Source organism: Vibrio sp. SCSIO 43140 (assembly GCF_023716585.1).
GTDB lineage: Bacteria > Pseudomonadota > Gammaproteobacteria > Enterobacterales > Vibrionaceae > Vibrio > Vibrio maritimus_B.
In genome coordinates this window covers 859,221-874,953 of sequence record NZ_CP071851.1, presented here as the reverse complement: position 1 = coordinate 874,953, position 15,733 = coordinate 859,221, and the positions used below count along the sequence as shown (strand labels likewise).

Here is a 15,733-nt window from a genome sequence, read left to right as displayed (position 1 = left end):
CAAGTCGTACCCTACGCTATTAAAGATACGGCAGTTTAGAACCCCTCCATTTATTAAAGGATGACTAAATGAAAAGAAGAATGCTGTTGACGCCAATAGCGCTTGCTGTTGCTGCCCCCTCCTTGTTTGCCGCAGGATTTCAGGCAAACGAACATTCAGCCTCAGGTCTTGGACGCGCTTTCTCTGGTGAAGGTGCCGTTGCCGACAATGCAAGTGTACTCGCGCGCAACCCTGCTGCGATGACTTTGTTCGATAAGGCACAATTTTCTGGCGCCATTTCTGTCGTTGACCCACAAGTTGATATCACGCAAACATCTCCAGTAAATCAAACGTCTAAAGACGTCGCACCGACTCAGTTGGTGCCTGGTGCGTACTACATTAGCCCTATCAATGAGCAATGGGCGTGGGGGATTGGGCTATTTACTAACTACGGTGTCGCGACAGATTACCCTGATGGTATTTATGCTGGTGACTTAGCTGGCGATACGTCACTCATCACCGTAAGCCTCAACCCTAATATTGCGTATCGATTTAATGAGTCTTTCTCAATTGGTGCCGGGGTCAACCTAACGCACGCTGAGGCAGAGTTAACTCGACATAAAGGCGGCTTAGCACCCGCGTTTGGCAGTAACAATCCTTCAGAGAACCTAATAGGCCTTAAGGGAGACACCTTTGGCTATGGCTGGAATATCGGCGCTTTGTACGAAATCAATGATAACAACCGTTTAGCACTTACCTACCGTTCGTCGGTTGATCTTGAGTTCAAAGATGGTGAATTCTCTAGCTATGACTCAGGAATAGCGAATGCTCCAACCGTCGATGGTCGTCTTGACGTCACTCTTCCTTCTATTTGGGAGCTGTCTGGCTACCACAAGTTCGCAGAGAAATGGGCGTTGCATTACAGCTGGTTTAGAACCGAGTGGAGCAGCTTTACCGAGCTAAAAGCGACGTCGCCGGACTGTAATGATGGCACCGCCGGACAGTGTTTCTTCAAGAAAGAAGACTATAGCGATAATGACCGCTACTCAGTTGGCTTTACCCACTACCTAAGCCAAGACTGGACTATCCGAGCAGGCTTTGCTCTTGATAAGAAAGCGGGCAAAACTACACTCAGCATCCCTGATACAGACCGTTATTGGTACTCGGCAGGTTTCACTTATCAGTGGAATCCAAAGCTGTCGTTTGATGCGGGTATTACCTATATCCATGGTAAACCAGGCTCATTTACTGAAGAAAATGCCGCTGGAGAAGTGTTGACGTTTGACGCTAAATCTTCCGCTGCCATCGGTGCTCTTCAAGTGAACTATGTATTCGACTAATAGCCAGAGAAAGGATTCAACAATGAAAAAGACTTACCTTGCGACTGCTCTATCTGGCGTACTGCTACTAGTAGGCTGTGGTGGAGATGCTGAGCAAAGTGGTGAAGCAACCCTTCCGACGTATGAAAGCTACATTACTGAGTCACTCGCTCAGCCAACCAAACTTCAATTCGTTTTGCAGGGCGCAAACGCGACTGTTCCGGTTCCCAATAATCTGCTGATCAACACATTAGATGGAACACTTGAAATTCCAACAGGTGGAGATGACGCTCTGTCTAATCCCCTTGCAGCTATGGGACAAATGGACGGCTGGTCAACGACGGCTAACCTAACCATACCATTTGATGGTGTGCTCGATGCAGCGACAGCTGCCGCATCGGTTACAATTATCAAACTCACTGAAAAGCTAACTGGCTCTCCTCTTCCAGAAAAGACACTAACTCACGGTGTTGACTATGTTGTGAGCACTTCAGGTGGAAACCTTATCATTACGCCACTTGTAGACTTTGAGGCATCATCTGAGTACATCATTGCGGTAACCAATAACCTAAAAGACAGCACATCGGCGTCTGTGGGTATGTCGCAGAGCTATGCTTCTTTAAAATCCACATCACGTATTTATGAATCTGGAAGTTTGGCATCAGCTCAACAACTTGTACAAGGCGTTGAAGCGCTTGTTCAAGCAGGAACTGGTGGTGCGGTAGCAGCACAGGACATCGTCTACTCTGCATGGTTTACCACCCAGTCTGTAGGTGAAACGCTGTATGCAACGAAAGCGATGTTAGCTCAGGCACAGAGCGACGAATATACCTACAGCACGATTTGGAAAGAAGGTGCAAACCCGAATAACGCTGCCGTAGATACCATAGGTCAAATGACCTTTGGCGACAGTGATGATTTCGCCGTTATACTGGCCGCCGATGATAACTTTACTAAGTACATTTCAAACGAAACCGTACGAAGCTTTGTTATCTCTCAGTACACTACAGCTACTCCTGGTACAGTAACGGTAACCAAAGGTACAGTTAATCTACCTTACTATCTAGAGACAGGTGCCGATTGGTCAACCCAACCTTTTGAATCTGGCTCAACGAGCTTGGCGATTGTGACCAACACTATTACTGACAATGAGGCGGAACAAACTCACTTTGCTGAGCAGCTCGTTAGCTATAATATTGACCCAACTGAGTTTTTTGCCGATCCTGCCTCTAAACTTCAGGATATTTTAGGGCTTACCTTCACCAAGGTCGACGGCTCCCGATATGACACGGATAGGATTATCACGCAGTACTCACCAGTCCCTGTTGTGAAATCGGTCGAGGCAGTTAACTTCCTACTCTATACACCGACGAATCCGACGGGCGCACTTGATGGTCTTGTGATTTATCAACATGGCATTACCTCAGCGAAAGAGAACAGCTACTTCTTCGCCAACAACCTAGTCGCCAATAACTACGCGGTCATCGCTATTGATGCTCCTATTCACGGTGAACGTAGTCTTGATGACCAGCGCTCTGCGAATACCAACGTGTTGGCATACATGAATTTATCTGTACTCCCGGTAGCTCGAGATAATATTCGTCAGTCTATGTTGGACCTGATTACACTTCGTATGGCGTTGGGTACTACTCAAGCAGCAGGTGGCCTAACGACTACATCGTTGGCAGTATTACCGTCATTGGCAACCACACCACCTAGCTTCATTGGTCACTCGCTAGGCGGGATACTTGGCGTACCCACTGTCGCACAAGCTAATAGAACGCTCAATTCAGCTGCAGATGCATTTTTCTCATTTAAGAATGCTTCTTTTGTGAATGCGGGTGGTCAGATCTCGAACCTATTGTTGGGCTCTGAGTCCTTTGGACCTGTGGTAACCCACAATGTCGCGCTAGCAGCAGGTATTGGGTATGACAGTTTTGTCGCAGGCTGTGGAACTCCTGGTGAAACAGACTACGAGAAAAACTGCTTGGAAGCATTTGAAGCTGACGATCCAAGCAACTACTCGAAGCTTCTATCAACCAATGCTCAATTTGGTTTTGCCGCGCAAACCGTTTTGGACACAGCAGACCCTTACACAAACGCCACCGTATTGAAAGACCTGGCGACACCTGTATATATGGGACAAGTCCTGAGCGATGCTACGGTGCCAAACAACGTACCCGGTCCTATGCCTGGCACTACGGTTAGCAAGTATGTCTTACCATCACCACTCGCGGGAACTGAGCCACTGGCTGCCAAACTAGGTCTTACTGACATCACGGCTTCAAGCGGAGCTGGTGCGAAAACGACACCGTTCGTTCGCTTTAATGATGTTGGTCAACACTCAACCTTTGTGTTCCCACAAGGTACTGCAGATGCAGCCCATCACGCGGAGATGCAAACTCAAGTGGTAACGTTTGTTGATGCGAACGCTTCCGTGGTAACCAACACAACTGTTCTTGAGTAATAACATTCAAACCATTATCAGCACGGCTTCGGCCGTGCTTTTTTATGTCCACGATCACACTTTTCCTTAAAACCATGTATAATGCGCGGCTATCAATCCAGTGATACTAAAATTAAGTACCACATAATCTTAACCATCAGTTCAAAAACTGCTGGTCATATCAAAATAAGGTATCTGTATGTCTATTGAAGCAACCATGCTTGAACGCTGCGAAAATAAATGTGAACTTTGTGCTGCTGAAACTGCTCTCACGCCATTCGCTGTTGCCCCTCATACACAAATCACGGTTGATCACGCGATCATGCTTTGCGACACATGCACAAGCCAAATCGAAAACCCAGAGACGATGGATGTAAACCACTGGCGTTGTCTAAACGACAGCATGTGGAGTCAAGTAGCGCCTGTTCAAGTGATGGCTTGGCGTCAACTTAAGCGTCTATCTGCAGAGGGTTGGGCTCAAGACCTCGTCGATATGATGTATATGGACGAAGAAGTGGCGAAATGGGCAGAGCTTGGTCTAGACGAAAATATCGAAAAACCTCGTGATGTAAACGGTGTAGAACTTAAGAAAGGTGACGACGTAACTGTTATCAAAGACCTTCCAATCAAGGGGTCTTCACAAGTTATCAAGCAAGGTACTGTTATTCGTGGTATCAGCGTGAACCCTGACGATCCGAAACACGTTCAAGGTCGCGCCAACGGTCAAGCAATGTATGTTATTGCGGAATACTGCCGTAAGAAATAACCGCTACCATACGGATTTTAAAAAGTGACCTTTACGGTCACTTTTTTACTTTCTAACGTACACAAAAACACATCTAATAGCGCTCTATTCAACATTCAGCACCGTCAAAATCGCAGCGTGGTCTGATCCCTGTATCTCCTTTACTCGCTCTCGCGAGCAAATCGGTGAATGTTGAACATCTTCATTCTTTACCCAAAGATGGTCAATGGCTGCGACAGGATAGCTCTTCATCCCCCACCTTTTCATAAATAGAGGCCAACTACCAACAGGTTGGGTGGAATAATCTGAGAGCGTTTGATCAAACCTACGGGTAGTACTCGCTAAGTTAAAATCCCCTAACACTAAGTTAAACGTCAATGGAGAGCGTTCAACGAAAGATCCTATATCTTGAATCAACGCATTGCGCTCAAGCCATAAGACCTCACTTCTCGGTGACGGAGGATGTGCGGCGACAACAAAGACATCTCTTTGATACCGAGTTTGCCATATTACATTGACCATAGAGTGGCCGGCTGCCGAAGTCCTGACATTCATACCATACAAGGGCGAGCGGCTCATGATCATGAGTCCATTGGGATACCCTATCCTTCTCTGTCCGCCAAACCTATATGGATAGAGGTTATTGAGTGAAGTTAGCTGCTCGCCATGTTTTGGTGTGACTTCTTGGAGTACAACTAGGTCAGGTTTAGCTTCACGCACATAAGTGATAAGCGTATCCAGCGAAGTGTTCTCATAAAAGACATTGTACTGAAGCACCGATAGAGTCTTCGACTCACAAACTTCTGACTGTAGGAATCTCTGCCCATTTATCCCGACTAAAGTACTTAACGAAGTGAGAATCATCACTACGGTAAGCAGTCCTTTACGAGCGATTAGGGATACTATTCCGAGGGAAGCATAATATATTGGAAGTACAGAAAGGAAGGCCGCTAAATTTTCTAGTTGCCATGACACTTCAAAGAATCGAATGTATACCGCAAGCGTAAGAGGAAGTACTGCAGCCAACAGCATTAGTGTTTTCAGCAAATTACTCCCTCAACGTCAAACAAATCCTTCTAATTCATTAGGATAGACGAAAACTGTACTCTTGTCCGCCTATTGTTCGACTGTACTACCAACAGAGCTTAGATATCTTCATCCAACTCAGTGGTTTCCAATTCGGCGAGCACCAAACCAATTTCCATTGCGTCTAGCCACTCTAATTCTTGTTCATTGTTTTCTCTTTCCATAGCTTTGCTCCTGATACATCTCTAGATAGAGACAGATTAACCACGCTATATGACATCTCTGAGAAACCCAAGAATCTCTCGTTAATTCCTTGAGCAACATCATTGTTAATCGTTTGCTACGAGCACACCCCCACCCTCCGTAAATAAATCTTTACGCCTCTATAAATAAAATGATACAAAGCACTTGATCGCTAGTATTTATCACTGCATAATCGCTGAAATATTAGTTCATGCATCTGAATTGTGTCTTAAATACGCTTATCAAATGCTGAACAGCCCCAAATCGTAAAGATATATATACAATGAAATCAAAAGTACTCGGAAGCACCCTCATTATTGCAGGCACAACAATTGGTGCCGGTATGCTTGCACTACCTATCGCTTCAGCCGGCATAGGCTTTGGAACATCAATTCTATTGATGTTCGGGTTATGGGCGCTGATGGCGTATACCGCTCTGTTGATGATTGAACTGCACCAATACGCCGACCACTCAGCAACGCTTCATACCCTCGCGAAACAGATCCTCGGCGATAAGGGCAAATACATCGCAAGTTTTGCTATGCTGTTTCTGTTTTATGCGCTTTGCGCGGCCTATATTGCTGGCGGCGGTGGTCAGTTTGCAGATCGCCTGGAAATGGTTTTTGGGGTGTCACTCTCCCCGACTCTAGCTACTTTGATCTTCACCTTGATCGTAGCGCTGACTGTGACCATTGGTACGCATGCGGTAGACAAATTAAACCGTGTACTTTTCACCCTTAAGCTGATTGCTATGGGTAGCGTACTGTTTCTTCTAGCTCCAAACGTTACTCAGGGTTACCTATCAAGCCTACCTATGCAGCAAGGACTTATTGTTGCAGCAATTCCCGTTGTCTTTACCTCATTTGGTTTTCACGGAAGTATTCCAGCTATTGTTAACTATCTAGAGGGCGACACCAAAGCGCTTCGCAAAGCCATCGTTATTGGCTCAAGCCTTCCGCTCGTAATCTACGTGTTTTGGCAATTGGTAACGCTGGGAGTGGTGCAGCAGGAGACGCTCGTCGAAAATTCGGGATTATCCAACCTGATTACTCTGCTTTCGAGTGCAGTACATGTAGAGAAGTTAGCGACTATCATTGGTGTGTTTGCTGATTTAGCGCTTATCACGTCATTCTTGGGCGTAAGTCTTGGACTGTTTGAATACCTGCGTGACTTAGGTAGCAGCAAGGTAAGTGAGAAAAGTTCAGATAACACCTTCTCTAAACGTGCGATAGCGGCTCTAGTGACGTTTTTACCACCGCTTTGTTTCGCGCTTTTTTACCCTCAAGGTTTCATTATGGCACTTGGCTATGCGGCAATAGCGCTAGCGATTCTCGCAATCTTCTTGCCTACAGTGATGATCGCTAAAACTCGTAAAGTCGCAGTCAACGCTAACCAAGGTTCATTAAAAACCGAGCAAGGTACAGTGCATTATCAAACTGGTGGTGGTCAGGTTGCACTTTACGGTGCCATGTTAACGGGTCTAGTGATCGTTACCGCTCAACTGCTTGTTACCTTTGGAGTTTTGCCTAGTTTAGGATAATTGGGTGATCTCAATCACATTTAATATGAATCAACTTAAAGCAATTACATAAAAAGTCGATATCATACACACTACTAAAGCCCCTGTAGGGGCTTTTTTATGTCTATTCAAAATAACAAAATCACTCACGGAGTCCCCATGAGAGAAGTACAATTCAGAAAAATCGATGCGCTCTTTATTAAAATGTCGATCAACGACAAGCTATGGATCGCTTTTGCACTCTTTTTTGCTGCACTCACCTACTCGTCTGTCGCTCGATATCAAGACACCATTTCACAGATGGAAGCTAAGGCAATATCTAACGTTGAATCAAGCCTAACCGCTTATATTAAGTTTGCAGAATCCACGGGCGATATGACTCTATTGAGTAAAATGGGAGTGTCGGAAGGATACGCGCAACCGTCTAGCATAAATAACGGTGTGGTCACAGCAAATGTTCGTGCTAACAGCGGCCAACACTACTCTATGAGTGTGCCATCTAGCGAAAATATGGCTGAAGCAAAATCTGATGCCTTAGTTAGCTTGGCATTGACTTATCTGTGGTTGGTTCCGTTTGGTATCTTCAGTTATTGGCTAGCGACCTTCCTCGGCGGTGCGTTATACACGCTTTACACCACAGTGAACAAAATCGCGGACGGCGATCTAACCTCTCGCTTAAACTTTGTAGCTGGTCGTGATGAATTTGGCACTATCGGTGTAGCTTTGGACCAAGCAATGGACACACTGACTGAGCTTGTTACTACAGTAAAAACATCTGCAACTAGCTTAGAAGAGACCGCCTCGTCTTTCCACGAAGAGATGGCTCGCAGCAATGGTCAAATCAACAATCAGTATGCGTCTTTAGACTCTGTAGCAACAGCTATGGAAGAGATGACAGCGTCAGCACAGGAAGTCTCAAACATCTCTTCTCAATCCAACCAGCAAGCGGAAGAAGACACCAAACAAGTTGAGATGAGCTATCAGCGTGTTCAACAGGCGATTCAAGATATCAATCAGTTGTCAGCCTACATCGAAGAGGCATCACATTCGGTAGCGGCGCTAAACGACAATACAACTCAGATCAACGAAGTCATCACGACGATCAATGCTATCTCGGAGCAAACCAACCTGCTAGCGCTCAATGCTGCGATTGAAGCAGCTCGTGCTGGCGAGCAAGGTCGAGGTTTCGCTGTTGTAGCGGATGAAGTGCGTACACTTGCAAGCCGCACTCAAGCCGCTACAGTTGAAATTCAGGCAATGATTGAGAAGCTTCAATCAGAGAGCCAAAACATTGCTGAAATCACGCAGCAAACCGTTGAGCAAGCAGAATCCAGCAGTAGTCTAATCGGTGAAATTGGAAGTGATGTTAACTCAATTGCTGACTCTTCTCGCGCCGTCATGGATATGAGTACTCAAATTTCAACATCGGCGGCAGAACAAAGCGCCGTTGCTTCAGAAATCGCAGCAGAGCTCAGTGACATTCGCACCCAATCCGCGACGATTCGTGAGGTAGCAGAAAACAGTGAGATTGGCGTTGCAAACCTATCAAAGGCAACAAAAACACTGAGCGAAGTCTTATCTCGTTATAGAACGTAAACAACTCTGATTTCTTTCCGGAATAGACCAGCCTTGCTGGTCTATTTTTTTACATACCCTCGATTCTTTCATCATTTTTCACCGAGGAATTTATAAAACCACCCGTATAACATTCGGGTTTTATTTAACGTGCAAAACCTAACGCTACCATAAGTGATATTTGTCGCATTACATTGGCAAAATATTGAGTTATTCAAGAGAGATGCGCTGAATAGTATTACAATTTAAGAACAAGACTCGTCCTGCTTACTAAAGGGGTTTTATGACAAAATCAAAATCGTCCCACCAACCACTTGGTCTTTGCCCTGTGTGTGGCTCAGATGAGGGACTATTGTCGGAAGACAGTGAAACCTTTATATGCGCAGACTGTGGCTACTATACCCAACAATTCTCACATCATAGTTTACTCGTTTACCAAGAAACGACTGCTCAAAAACACATCCCAAGTATCAAACACGTCCAGCTGATCCACTAGAGCTGCGAATGTTTGTTTCAAGCATCACAGGGATCAATGTCGGCTCTTACACCGAATTGACCCTACGAGAATAGAAAATCAATCGATAGATTCTATATGTTTAATGACGTCACTCATGGATGTTAAACAGGTCGAGGCGCTCTGTTTGTAATCACAAGACAGAGCAAAATGAATGGTCTGTATGCCCGCAGCAACGCCCATGTTGACACCTTTCGAAGTATCATCGATGTATAAGCACTGATCAGGTAGGAAACCCATCATAGTGACCGCATACTGCAGAAGGTCAGGTTCTGGCTTCCAACTGTTCGCATCGAAAGCAGAAATAATCCCATTCTTAAAACGCTCTTCTAAACCAACTGTTGCCAGCATTTTCTGAGCTTTATGGGTCGGACTATTGGTGACAACACAGTACTCAATCCCAGAACTATCCAAGTAATCCAGAAGCTCTACCGCGCCATCCATGGGTTTGAGTTTCTTTTCAAAAAGCTGTTCGGTTTGTTCACGGTAGATTGGCTCGAGTAAATCCAAAGAGACATGACTACCTGCTAAAGATTGAGCAGAAGAAAGCACATCTGCGATTTTGCCACCAGAGAAATTATCTAACACCGCCTCTAATCGAAGAGTAACGCCGACTTGCTTGAAAGTCTCTACTATCGCTTCACAGCAAAGTCGCTCACTATCGACTAGAGTTCCATCACAATCAAACAACACACATTTAATACCTGACATGACGTTTCCACGACCTTTTATACTTAATTCTCGTCAAATATTAATATGGTTTGCTGCCCCAAACGTAGATGGAATCGAAAGTTTGACGCTTTCAAACGACAAATCCGCGAAACTCAGCCATTGATCACCGTTTTTCTAACCAAATCTGCGAATTTGTTGCAATCCCAACACTTTGTATTAGAGAAGCTGCAAGCGAATCACTATCGATTAAACAAGTTTCATTGTCACACGTTATGTCTGAGATAAGTGTTGTTTCACCTTCTTGGCATAGCATGGCTGCGGCAATTGGATTCCCTTTTAAGAAGCCGAGATAAAGGGAGTGAGCAGGTTCAACAATGATCTGAGTTAAAAACTCGACAATCAGCTGCTGATGCTTTTCGTTTGCCCATCGTTTGGATTGGAGAATCGAAAACATAATAGTTAATCGATGAAAATCAACCAAATGCCATTCGATGTCAGAGGCGCTTTCATGGCCTGCTTCTAAAGGCTCTAGATGACAACTTGATTGCGCCTCTAGATAAAGATCACGTCCTTTTAAGCTCTCTTTTGTTGGATAACCACCCTCGACTTGGCTCGCCAGCCACTGGTTTTTATTATTTTGTAGACGCGTGGCTATATCTTTCATATCAATCCTATTCGATTTTTTTGGTAACCTTAGTTATGGTATATAAAAGCCTAATTTAAAAAGGAAACCTTTATGCTTAAAAAGCTTATGCTGGTCCCACTTGCCACCCTAGCCCTCTATGGCTGTGGTGATAAGGAAGTGGGCGATGTGTCGTTGGGTATGTTCACATTAAAAGATATTAAACTCAACACTCTTAACGACCCTATCGTCACTGGCGTAACCTGCCATGTGGCTAGTATTGAAGCGGATCTCAGCCTTTCCGACCCAAGTGACAGCTCTATCTCTTGCCGTCAAACAGGTGAAATAACGCCAGAGATGATTGCAGAGATCGATAAGTCAAAATCAGGCGAAATAGTCTTTAAGAAGTCTAAAAGCATCTTTTTCAAAAGCATGAAAGTTCGCAGAATATACGATGCTGATAACCAAACTCTGATGTATCTTTCTTACTCAACAAAAGAGACGTCGGGAAGCTTTAAGCACAGCCTATCGACCGTTCCTCTTTGGGGTACCAAGGCATACACAACCAAACCGGTTGAGCTAGAACAGCAATAAACGAATAGAGCCAACGACACACATCGTTGGCTCTAATCTTTAGTCAAGCACGCTTCATAATCTTGGCACCGAGAGCAACTGGCAATCTGAGAATGCGTTTCGCAATGTACCAGCGTTGCATTTTTCTGTTCATGATTGCGTTTCACCGCCATTAGTGCCCCGTCAGCCTTAGCCATAAACAATCCTTGATTGCTCTCTGAAAGCTGAGAAACGCCTAAGCTAATGTTTATCGTGAATTCTTCACCATCTTCCGAGAAGAAAGTGAGTTTTGCTATCGACTTACGTAGACGTTCTGCTAGTTGAAACGCACAAGCTAATGAAGTGTGTGGCAACAACAGCGCAAACTCATCACCACCAAAGCGAAAACACCCATCCTCTTCTCTTACCGAAGTCACCATGACCTTACCGACTTGTTGCAGTACATAATCGCCGATGCTATGGCCATACTCATCGTTGATAGATTTAAAATTATCTATATCAAACATGACAAACGACAAAGGTTTACTATGCCTTACATGCGAGGCGATCTCTTTTTTCATTTGCAACTCAAGATAACGGCGATTGAATACGCCCGTTAGAACATCTCGAATCGCTAGGTATTCAAGTTTGTCATGTTTCGCTATCGAGTCTGAAATATCAATAGCAAGGCCGAACACCCCGACCACCCGACCTCTATCGTCATAAATTGGCGTTTTTAGATTCTGAAAATGACGAACCTTTCCATCAAGATCTGTGTTCTTTTCCACCTGAGAGATGGACTCTCCCGCAAGGACTTTTCGATCATTCAGCAACAGCTCATGGCATACCGTCAAGTCGAAAAACTGAGAGTCATCACGTCCGACAATTTCCTCTGCTGACTTTTCAAAAAGACGTGCCACTGCGTCGTTGACATAGGTGTACTTGAGGTCTTGGTCTTTCACAAAAAAATAACAGTCGAGGCGACTCAGAACCGCTCGTATTTCTGCAATGCTGAGATTATCAATATTCATACGACCCACCTCATTATAAACTCAGTTACATATTAGTATCGCATATAACCTTTTCAACAAAGTGGATACACATTGCACTTTACGACATGGAGTGAGCTGTTTTTCGCACTTTTGCACTGCTGTAAATCACAAATTCAATGTAATTAGATGAAACAAAAATTGCAGCATTGTGATATTATGCCCGCAAATTTTGATCCGCTAGCCTTTACTATGAAATTCCCTGGACAACGCAAGTCAAAACACTATTTCCCGACCAGTAAGAAAGATCTTTCTGTGAGTCAGGCGCAATCAGCGCCAAAACTATACCGCCCGACAATTGTTGGTGTCGGGCAAACAATCGTCGACATTGAAGCACGTGTTGATGATGACTTCCTAGCTAAATACGATTTAAGTAAAGGACACTCACTCGTACTCGAAGAGAGCAAAGCGGATGCTCTGTATGCCGAACTTGTCGAAAAGGAGCTGATTACACATCAATTCCCTGGCGATACTATAGGTAATACCCTTCACAACTACTCAGTCCTCGCGGACAGCAAATCTGTCTTACTCGGCGTAATGTCTAAAAACATTCAAGTTGGGTCATATGGATATCGTTACCTGTGCCGCACATCGTCGAGAATGAACCTAAACCATCTACAGACGGTTGATGGTCCTATTGGGCGCTGCTACACGCTTATCACTGATGATGGCGAACGCACCTTCGCTATCAACGAAGGTGAGATGAACCAGCTTCGACCAGAGAGTGTACCTGAGTCAGTGTTTGACAAGGCTTCTGCACTTGTTGTTTCTTCTTACCTTATGCGTGGCAAACCTGAAGATCCGATGCCTCAAGCTGTCGCTCGTGCCGTTGAAATTGCAAAGCAGAAATCTGTACCAGTCGTTCTTACTCTGGGTACTAAATGGGTTATCGAAGGTAATGAGAAGTTCTGGCAAGACTACATCAAAGAAAACGTCACCATTGTTGCGATGAACGAAGAAGAAGGTGAAGCGTTGACCGGTTTCGCCGACCCGCTAAAAGCCGCTGACAAAGCACTTGATTGGGTTGATCTAGTATTGTGTACCGCGGGTCCAGAAGGCCTCTACATGGCAGGCTACTGTGACAACGTCACACTAAGAGAGACAACACACGAACTTATCTCTGCTGACGAGTTTGTAGACTTCAACAAGTTTGAGTTTAGCCGAGCGATGAGAAAGGACGAGTGTTCTGATCCGCAAAAAGTCTACTCTCACATTGGTCCTTACTTAGGCGGTCCACTAAAGATCAAGAACACCAATGGTGCAGGAGATGGTGCACTGTCAGCATTACTGCATGACATGACTGCAAACTCATTCCATAGCAAAAATGTACCAGACTCAGACAAGCATGTTGCACCATGTTTGACTTATTCGTCACTCTCTCAAATTTGTAAGTACGCAAACCGAGTTAGCTACGAAGTGTTAACCCAACACTCTCCTAGACTCACCCGTGCTCTTCCTGAGAGAGAAGACAGCTTAGAGGAAGCGTACTGGGATCGTTAATAAAAAAGGGCTTCGGCCCTTTTTTGTTTTTAAAACATACAAATAACAGAAGGCTGATTACTTTTAGAACAGCCCTCTGAATATTTAACTTTACAAAGCATTTTTAACCAGTATTATCTCGACGCAAACGTTTTCCTCATTAATTTTGTGGCTTTTTAAGGACCGTTAATGCTATCTGATATCGATATCTGTCGTACGACGTCACTCTCTGCTATTTCTGACATTGCAAAACAAGCTGGTCTTCTTGACCACGAGTATCACCCGCAAGGATTTCACAAAGCGAAAGTGACACTGGATGCGGTCTCGCGCCTAAAAGACAACCGTGATGGTAAGTTGATTGTCGTTACCGCAATCACTCCTACCCCGTTGGGCGAAGGCAAAACCGTCACCACCATTGGTTTATCTCAAGGCCTAAAGAAGCTAAACAAGTCCGTAATGGCATGTATCCGTCAGCCATCTATGGGCCCTATTTTTGGTGTTAAAGGCGGCGCAGCAGGCGGCGGCTATTCTCAAGTTGCACCAATGGAAGAGCTAAACTTACACCTAACAGGCGATATCCACGCCGTGACTGCTGCTCACAACCTGGCGGCCGCGGCGATTGACGCGCGTATTTACCATGAACAGCGTCAAGGCTTTGAAGCATTTGAATCTCGCACTGGTCTTAAAGCGCTTAAGATTGATAGTAAAAACGTGGTATGGAAACGCGTTGTCGACCACAACGACCGAGCCCTACGCATGGTCACCGTCGGTCAAAACGAAGTAAACAAAACGATCAATGGCTACGAGCGCCAAGATGGCTTTGATATCTCTGCAGCATCAGAGTTAATGGCGATCCTTGCCCTATCGAAAGATTTAAAAGATCTTCGTACCCGCATTGGTAAGATTGTTGTTGCCTACTCTATTGACGGCACACCTGTGACCACCGAAGACCTACAAGTAGCGGGTGCAATGGCGGTTAGCATGAAAGAAGCGATTGAACCAACGCTTATGCAAACGCTAGAGGGCGTACCGACACTTATCCACGCAGGTCCTTTTGCAAACATCGCTCACGGTAATTCATCGATTATCGCGGATAGCATCGCCACAAAACTGAGTGACTTTACGGTGACAGAAGGTGGTTTTGGTTCTGATATGGGCTTTGAGAAGGCTTGTAACATCAAAGCTTCTGCGACGGACAAGAAACCTGATTGCGCAGTGATTGTAGCAACGCTTCGAGGTCTGAAAGCAAACTCTGGTCTATACGATCTTAAGCCTGGCACTCCCATCCCAGACAGCATCTACGGCGAAGATACTGCGGCATTAGAAGCTGGCTTTGAAAACCTGAAATGGCACATCAACAATGTGGCAAAATACGGCGTTCCTGCTGTCGTGGCGATCAACCGCTTCCCGCAAGATAGTGAGCAAGAGCTTGCGCTACTACAAGAGTGGGTCGAAGCACTAGACAGCAACTGCCGAGTCGCTCTCAGTGAAGGTTTTTCGAAAGGTGGTGAAGGCACAGTAGCTCTTGCTGAAAAAGTCATTGAAGCATGCGCAACTGACGCGAACTTTAAACCGCTATACACGGCAGAGCAATCTATCGAAGAGAAGCTGATGACAGTGTGTGAGGTGGGCTACGGTGCGGCTCGTGTAACCTTGTCTTACCAGGCTCAGCAGCAGCTAGAAATCTACAAGAAACATGGATTCAATAACCTAGCGGTTTGTCTTGCTAAAACACCACTTTCCATCACTACTGATGGCAGTGTAAAAGGTGCACCGACTGGCTTTGATGTCGTTATCCGTGAGTTACGCTTATGTGCGGGTGCCGGTTTCATCTATGCACTTTGTGGCAATGTAATGACTATGCCGGGTCTTCCAGACAAACCAGCATTTATGAGCCTAGATCTCGACGACGAAGGCAATATCGTTGGTCTTAGCTAATTAGCGTTAAGCTTGCTGAAATACTAAAAAAGCGACGGTTCTCCGTCGCTTTTTT

At 45.2% G+C, this 15,733-nt stretch carries 13 protein-coding genes; 9 read left to right on the top strand and 4 right to left on the bottom strand.

Going from position 1 to position 15,733, the window contains the following annotated elements:
* Positions 1–68: 68 nt before the first annotated feature.
* The 3 genes from J4N45_RS22405 to J4N45_RS22395 all read left to right on the top strand — a co-directional run bounded on the left by J4N45_RS22405 (position 69) and on the right by J4N45_RS22395 (position 4,510).
* Positions 69–1,319, top strand: a complete 1,251-nt coding sequence (locus tag J4N45_RS22405) for an outer membrane protein transport protein (RefSeq protein ID WP_252017119.1) — start codon at positions 69–71, stop codon at positions 1,317–1,319.
* 22 nt (positions 1,320–1,341) lie between these two features.
* Positions 1,342–3,765, top strand: coding sequence for a VolA/Pla-1 family phospholipase (locus J4N45_RS22400; protein WP_252017118.1), 2,424 nt, complete (start codon positions 1,342–1,344; stop codon positions 3,763–3,765).
* A gap of 178 nt (positions 3,766–3,943) precedes the next feature.
* On the top strand, positions 3,944–4,510 hold the full coding sequence (locus tag J4N45_RS22395; protein WP_234496856.1) for a PhnA domain-containing protein: 567 nt from the start codon (positions 3,944–3,946) through the stop codon (positions 4,508–4,510).
* Positions 4,511–4,594: 84 nt separating this feature from the next.
* Here J4N45_RS22395 and J4N45_RS22390 read toward each other — a convergent pair whose 3' ends face one another.
* Positions 4,595–5,536, bottom strand: coding sequence for an endonuclease/exonuclease/phosphatase family protein (locus J4N45_RS22390; RefSeq protein WP_252017116.1), 942 nt, complete (start codon positions 5,534–5,536; stop codon positions 4,595–4,597).
* Positions 5,537–6,041: 505 nt separating this feature from the next.
* Here J4N45_RS22390 and J4N45_RS22385 point away from each other — a divergent pair.
* The 3 genes from J4N45_RS22385 to J4N45_RS22375 all read left to right on the top strand — a co-directional run bounded on the left by J4N45_RS22385 (position 6,042) and on the right by J4N45_RS22375 (position 9,348).
* Positions 6,042–7,298 carry an aromatic amino acid transport family protein gene (locus J4N45_RS22385; RefSeq protein ID WP_252017114.1) on the top strand — a complete coding sequence of 419 codons (1,257 nt, stop codon included), beginning with the start codon at positions 6,042–6,044 and terminating at the stop codon, positions 7,296–7,298.
* 138 nt (positions 7,299–7,436) lie between these two features.
* The gene (locus tag J4N45_RS22380; protein ID WP_252017112.1) at positions 7,437–8,873 is read left to right on the top strand and encodes a methyl-accepting chemotaxis protein; all 1,437 of its coding nucleotides are present in this window, start codon (positions 7,437–7,439) and stop codon (positions 8,871–8,873) included.
* A gap of 262 nt (positions 8,874–9,135) precedes the next feature.
* Positions 9,136–9,348, top strand: coding sequence for a TFIIB-type zinc ribbon-containing protein (locus J4N45_RS22375; RefSeq protein WP_234496860.1), 213 nt, complete (start codon positions 9,136–9,138; stop codon positions 9,346–9,348).
* 78 nt (positions 9,349–9,426) lie between these two features.
* On the opposite strand, the gene J4N45_RS22370 is transcribed toward J4N45_RS22375, so the two are convergent.
* Both J4N45_RS22370 and J4N45_RS22365 read right to left on the bottom strand, forming a co-directional pair.
* Positions 9,427–10,077: an HAD-IA family hydrolase gene (locus tag J4N45_RS22370; protein ID WP_042471422.1), complete on the bottom strand. Its 651-nt coding sequence runs from the start codon at positions 10,075–10,077 to the stop codon at positions 9,427–9,429.
* Between the two features lie 124 nt (positions 10,078–10,201).
* Positions 10,202–10,702, bottom strand: coding sequence for a hypothetical protein (locus tag J4N45_RS22365; protein ID WP_252017110.1), 501 nt, complete (start codon positions 10,700–10,702; stop codon positions 10,202–10,204).
* Between the two features lie 72 nt (positions 10,703–10,774).
* Between J4N45_RS22365 and J4N45_RS22360 the strand changes: the two genes are divergently transcribed.
* Entirely contained in the window at positions 10,775–11,254 is a 480-nt protein-coding gene (locus J4N45_RS22360; protein WP_252017109.1) for a CreA family protein, read from the top strand.
* A 32-nt stretch (positions 11,255–11,286) separates the two neighbouring features.
* Here J4N45_RS22360 and J4N45_RS22355 read toward each other — a convergent pair whose 3' ends face one another.
* On the bottom strand, positions 11,287–12,243 hold the full coding sequence (locus tag J4N45_RS22355; RefSeq protein ID WP_252017108.1) for a sensor domain-containing diguanylate cyclase: 957 nt from the start codon (positions 12,241–12,243) through the stop codon (positions 11,287–11,289).
* Between the two features lie 210 nt (positions 12,244–12,453).
* Here J4N45_RS22355 and J4N45_RS22350 point away from each other — a divergent pair, with 210 nt between their 5' ends.
* Positions 12,454–13,761: an inosine/guanosine kinase gene (locus tag J4N45_RS22350; protein WP_042471864.1), complete on the top strand. Its 1,308-nt coding sequence runs from the start codon at positions 12,454–12,456 to the stop codon at positions 13,759–13,761.
* Between the two features lie 168 nt (positions 13,762–13,929).
* Positions 13,930–15,678 carry a formate--tetrahydrofolate ligase gene (locus J4N45_RS22345; RefSeq protein WP_252017106.1) on the top strand — a complete coding sequence of 583 codons (1,749 nt, stop codon included), beginning with the start codon at positions 13,930–13,932 and terminating at the stop codon, positions 15,676–15,678.
* Positions 15,679–15,733 lie beyond the last annotated feature (55 nt).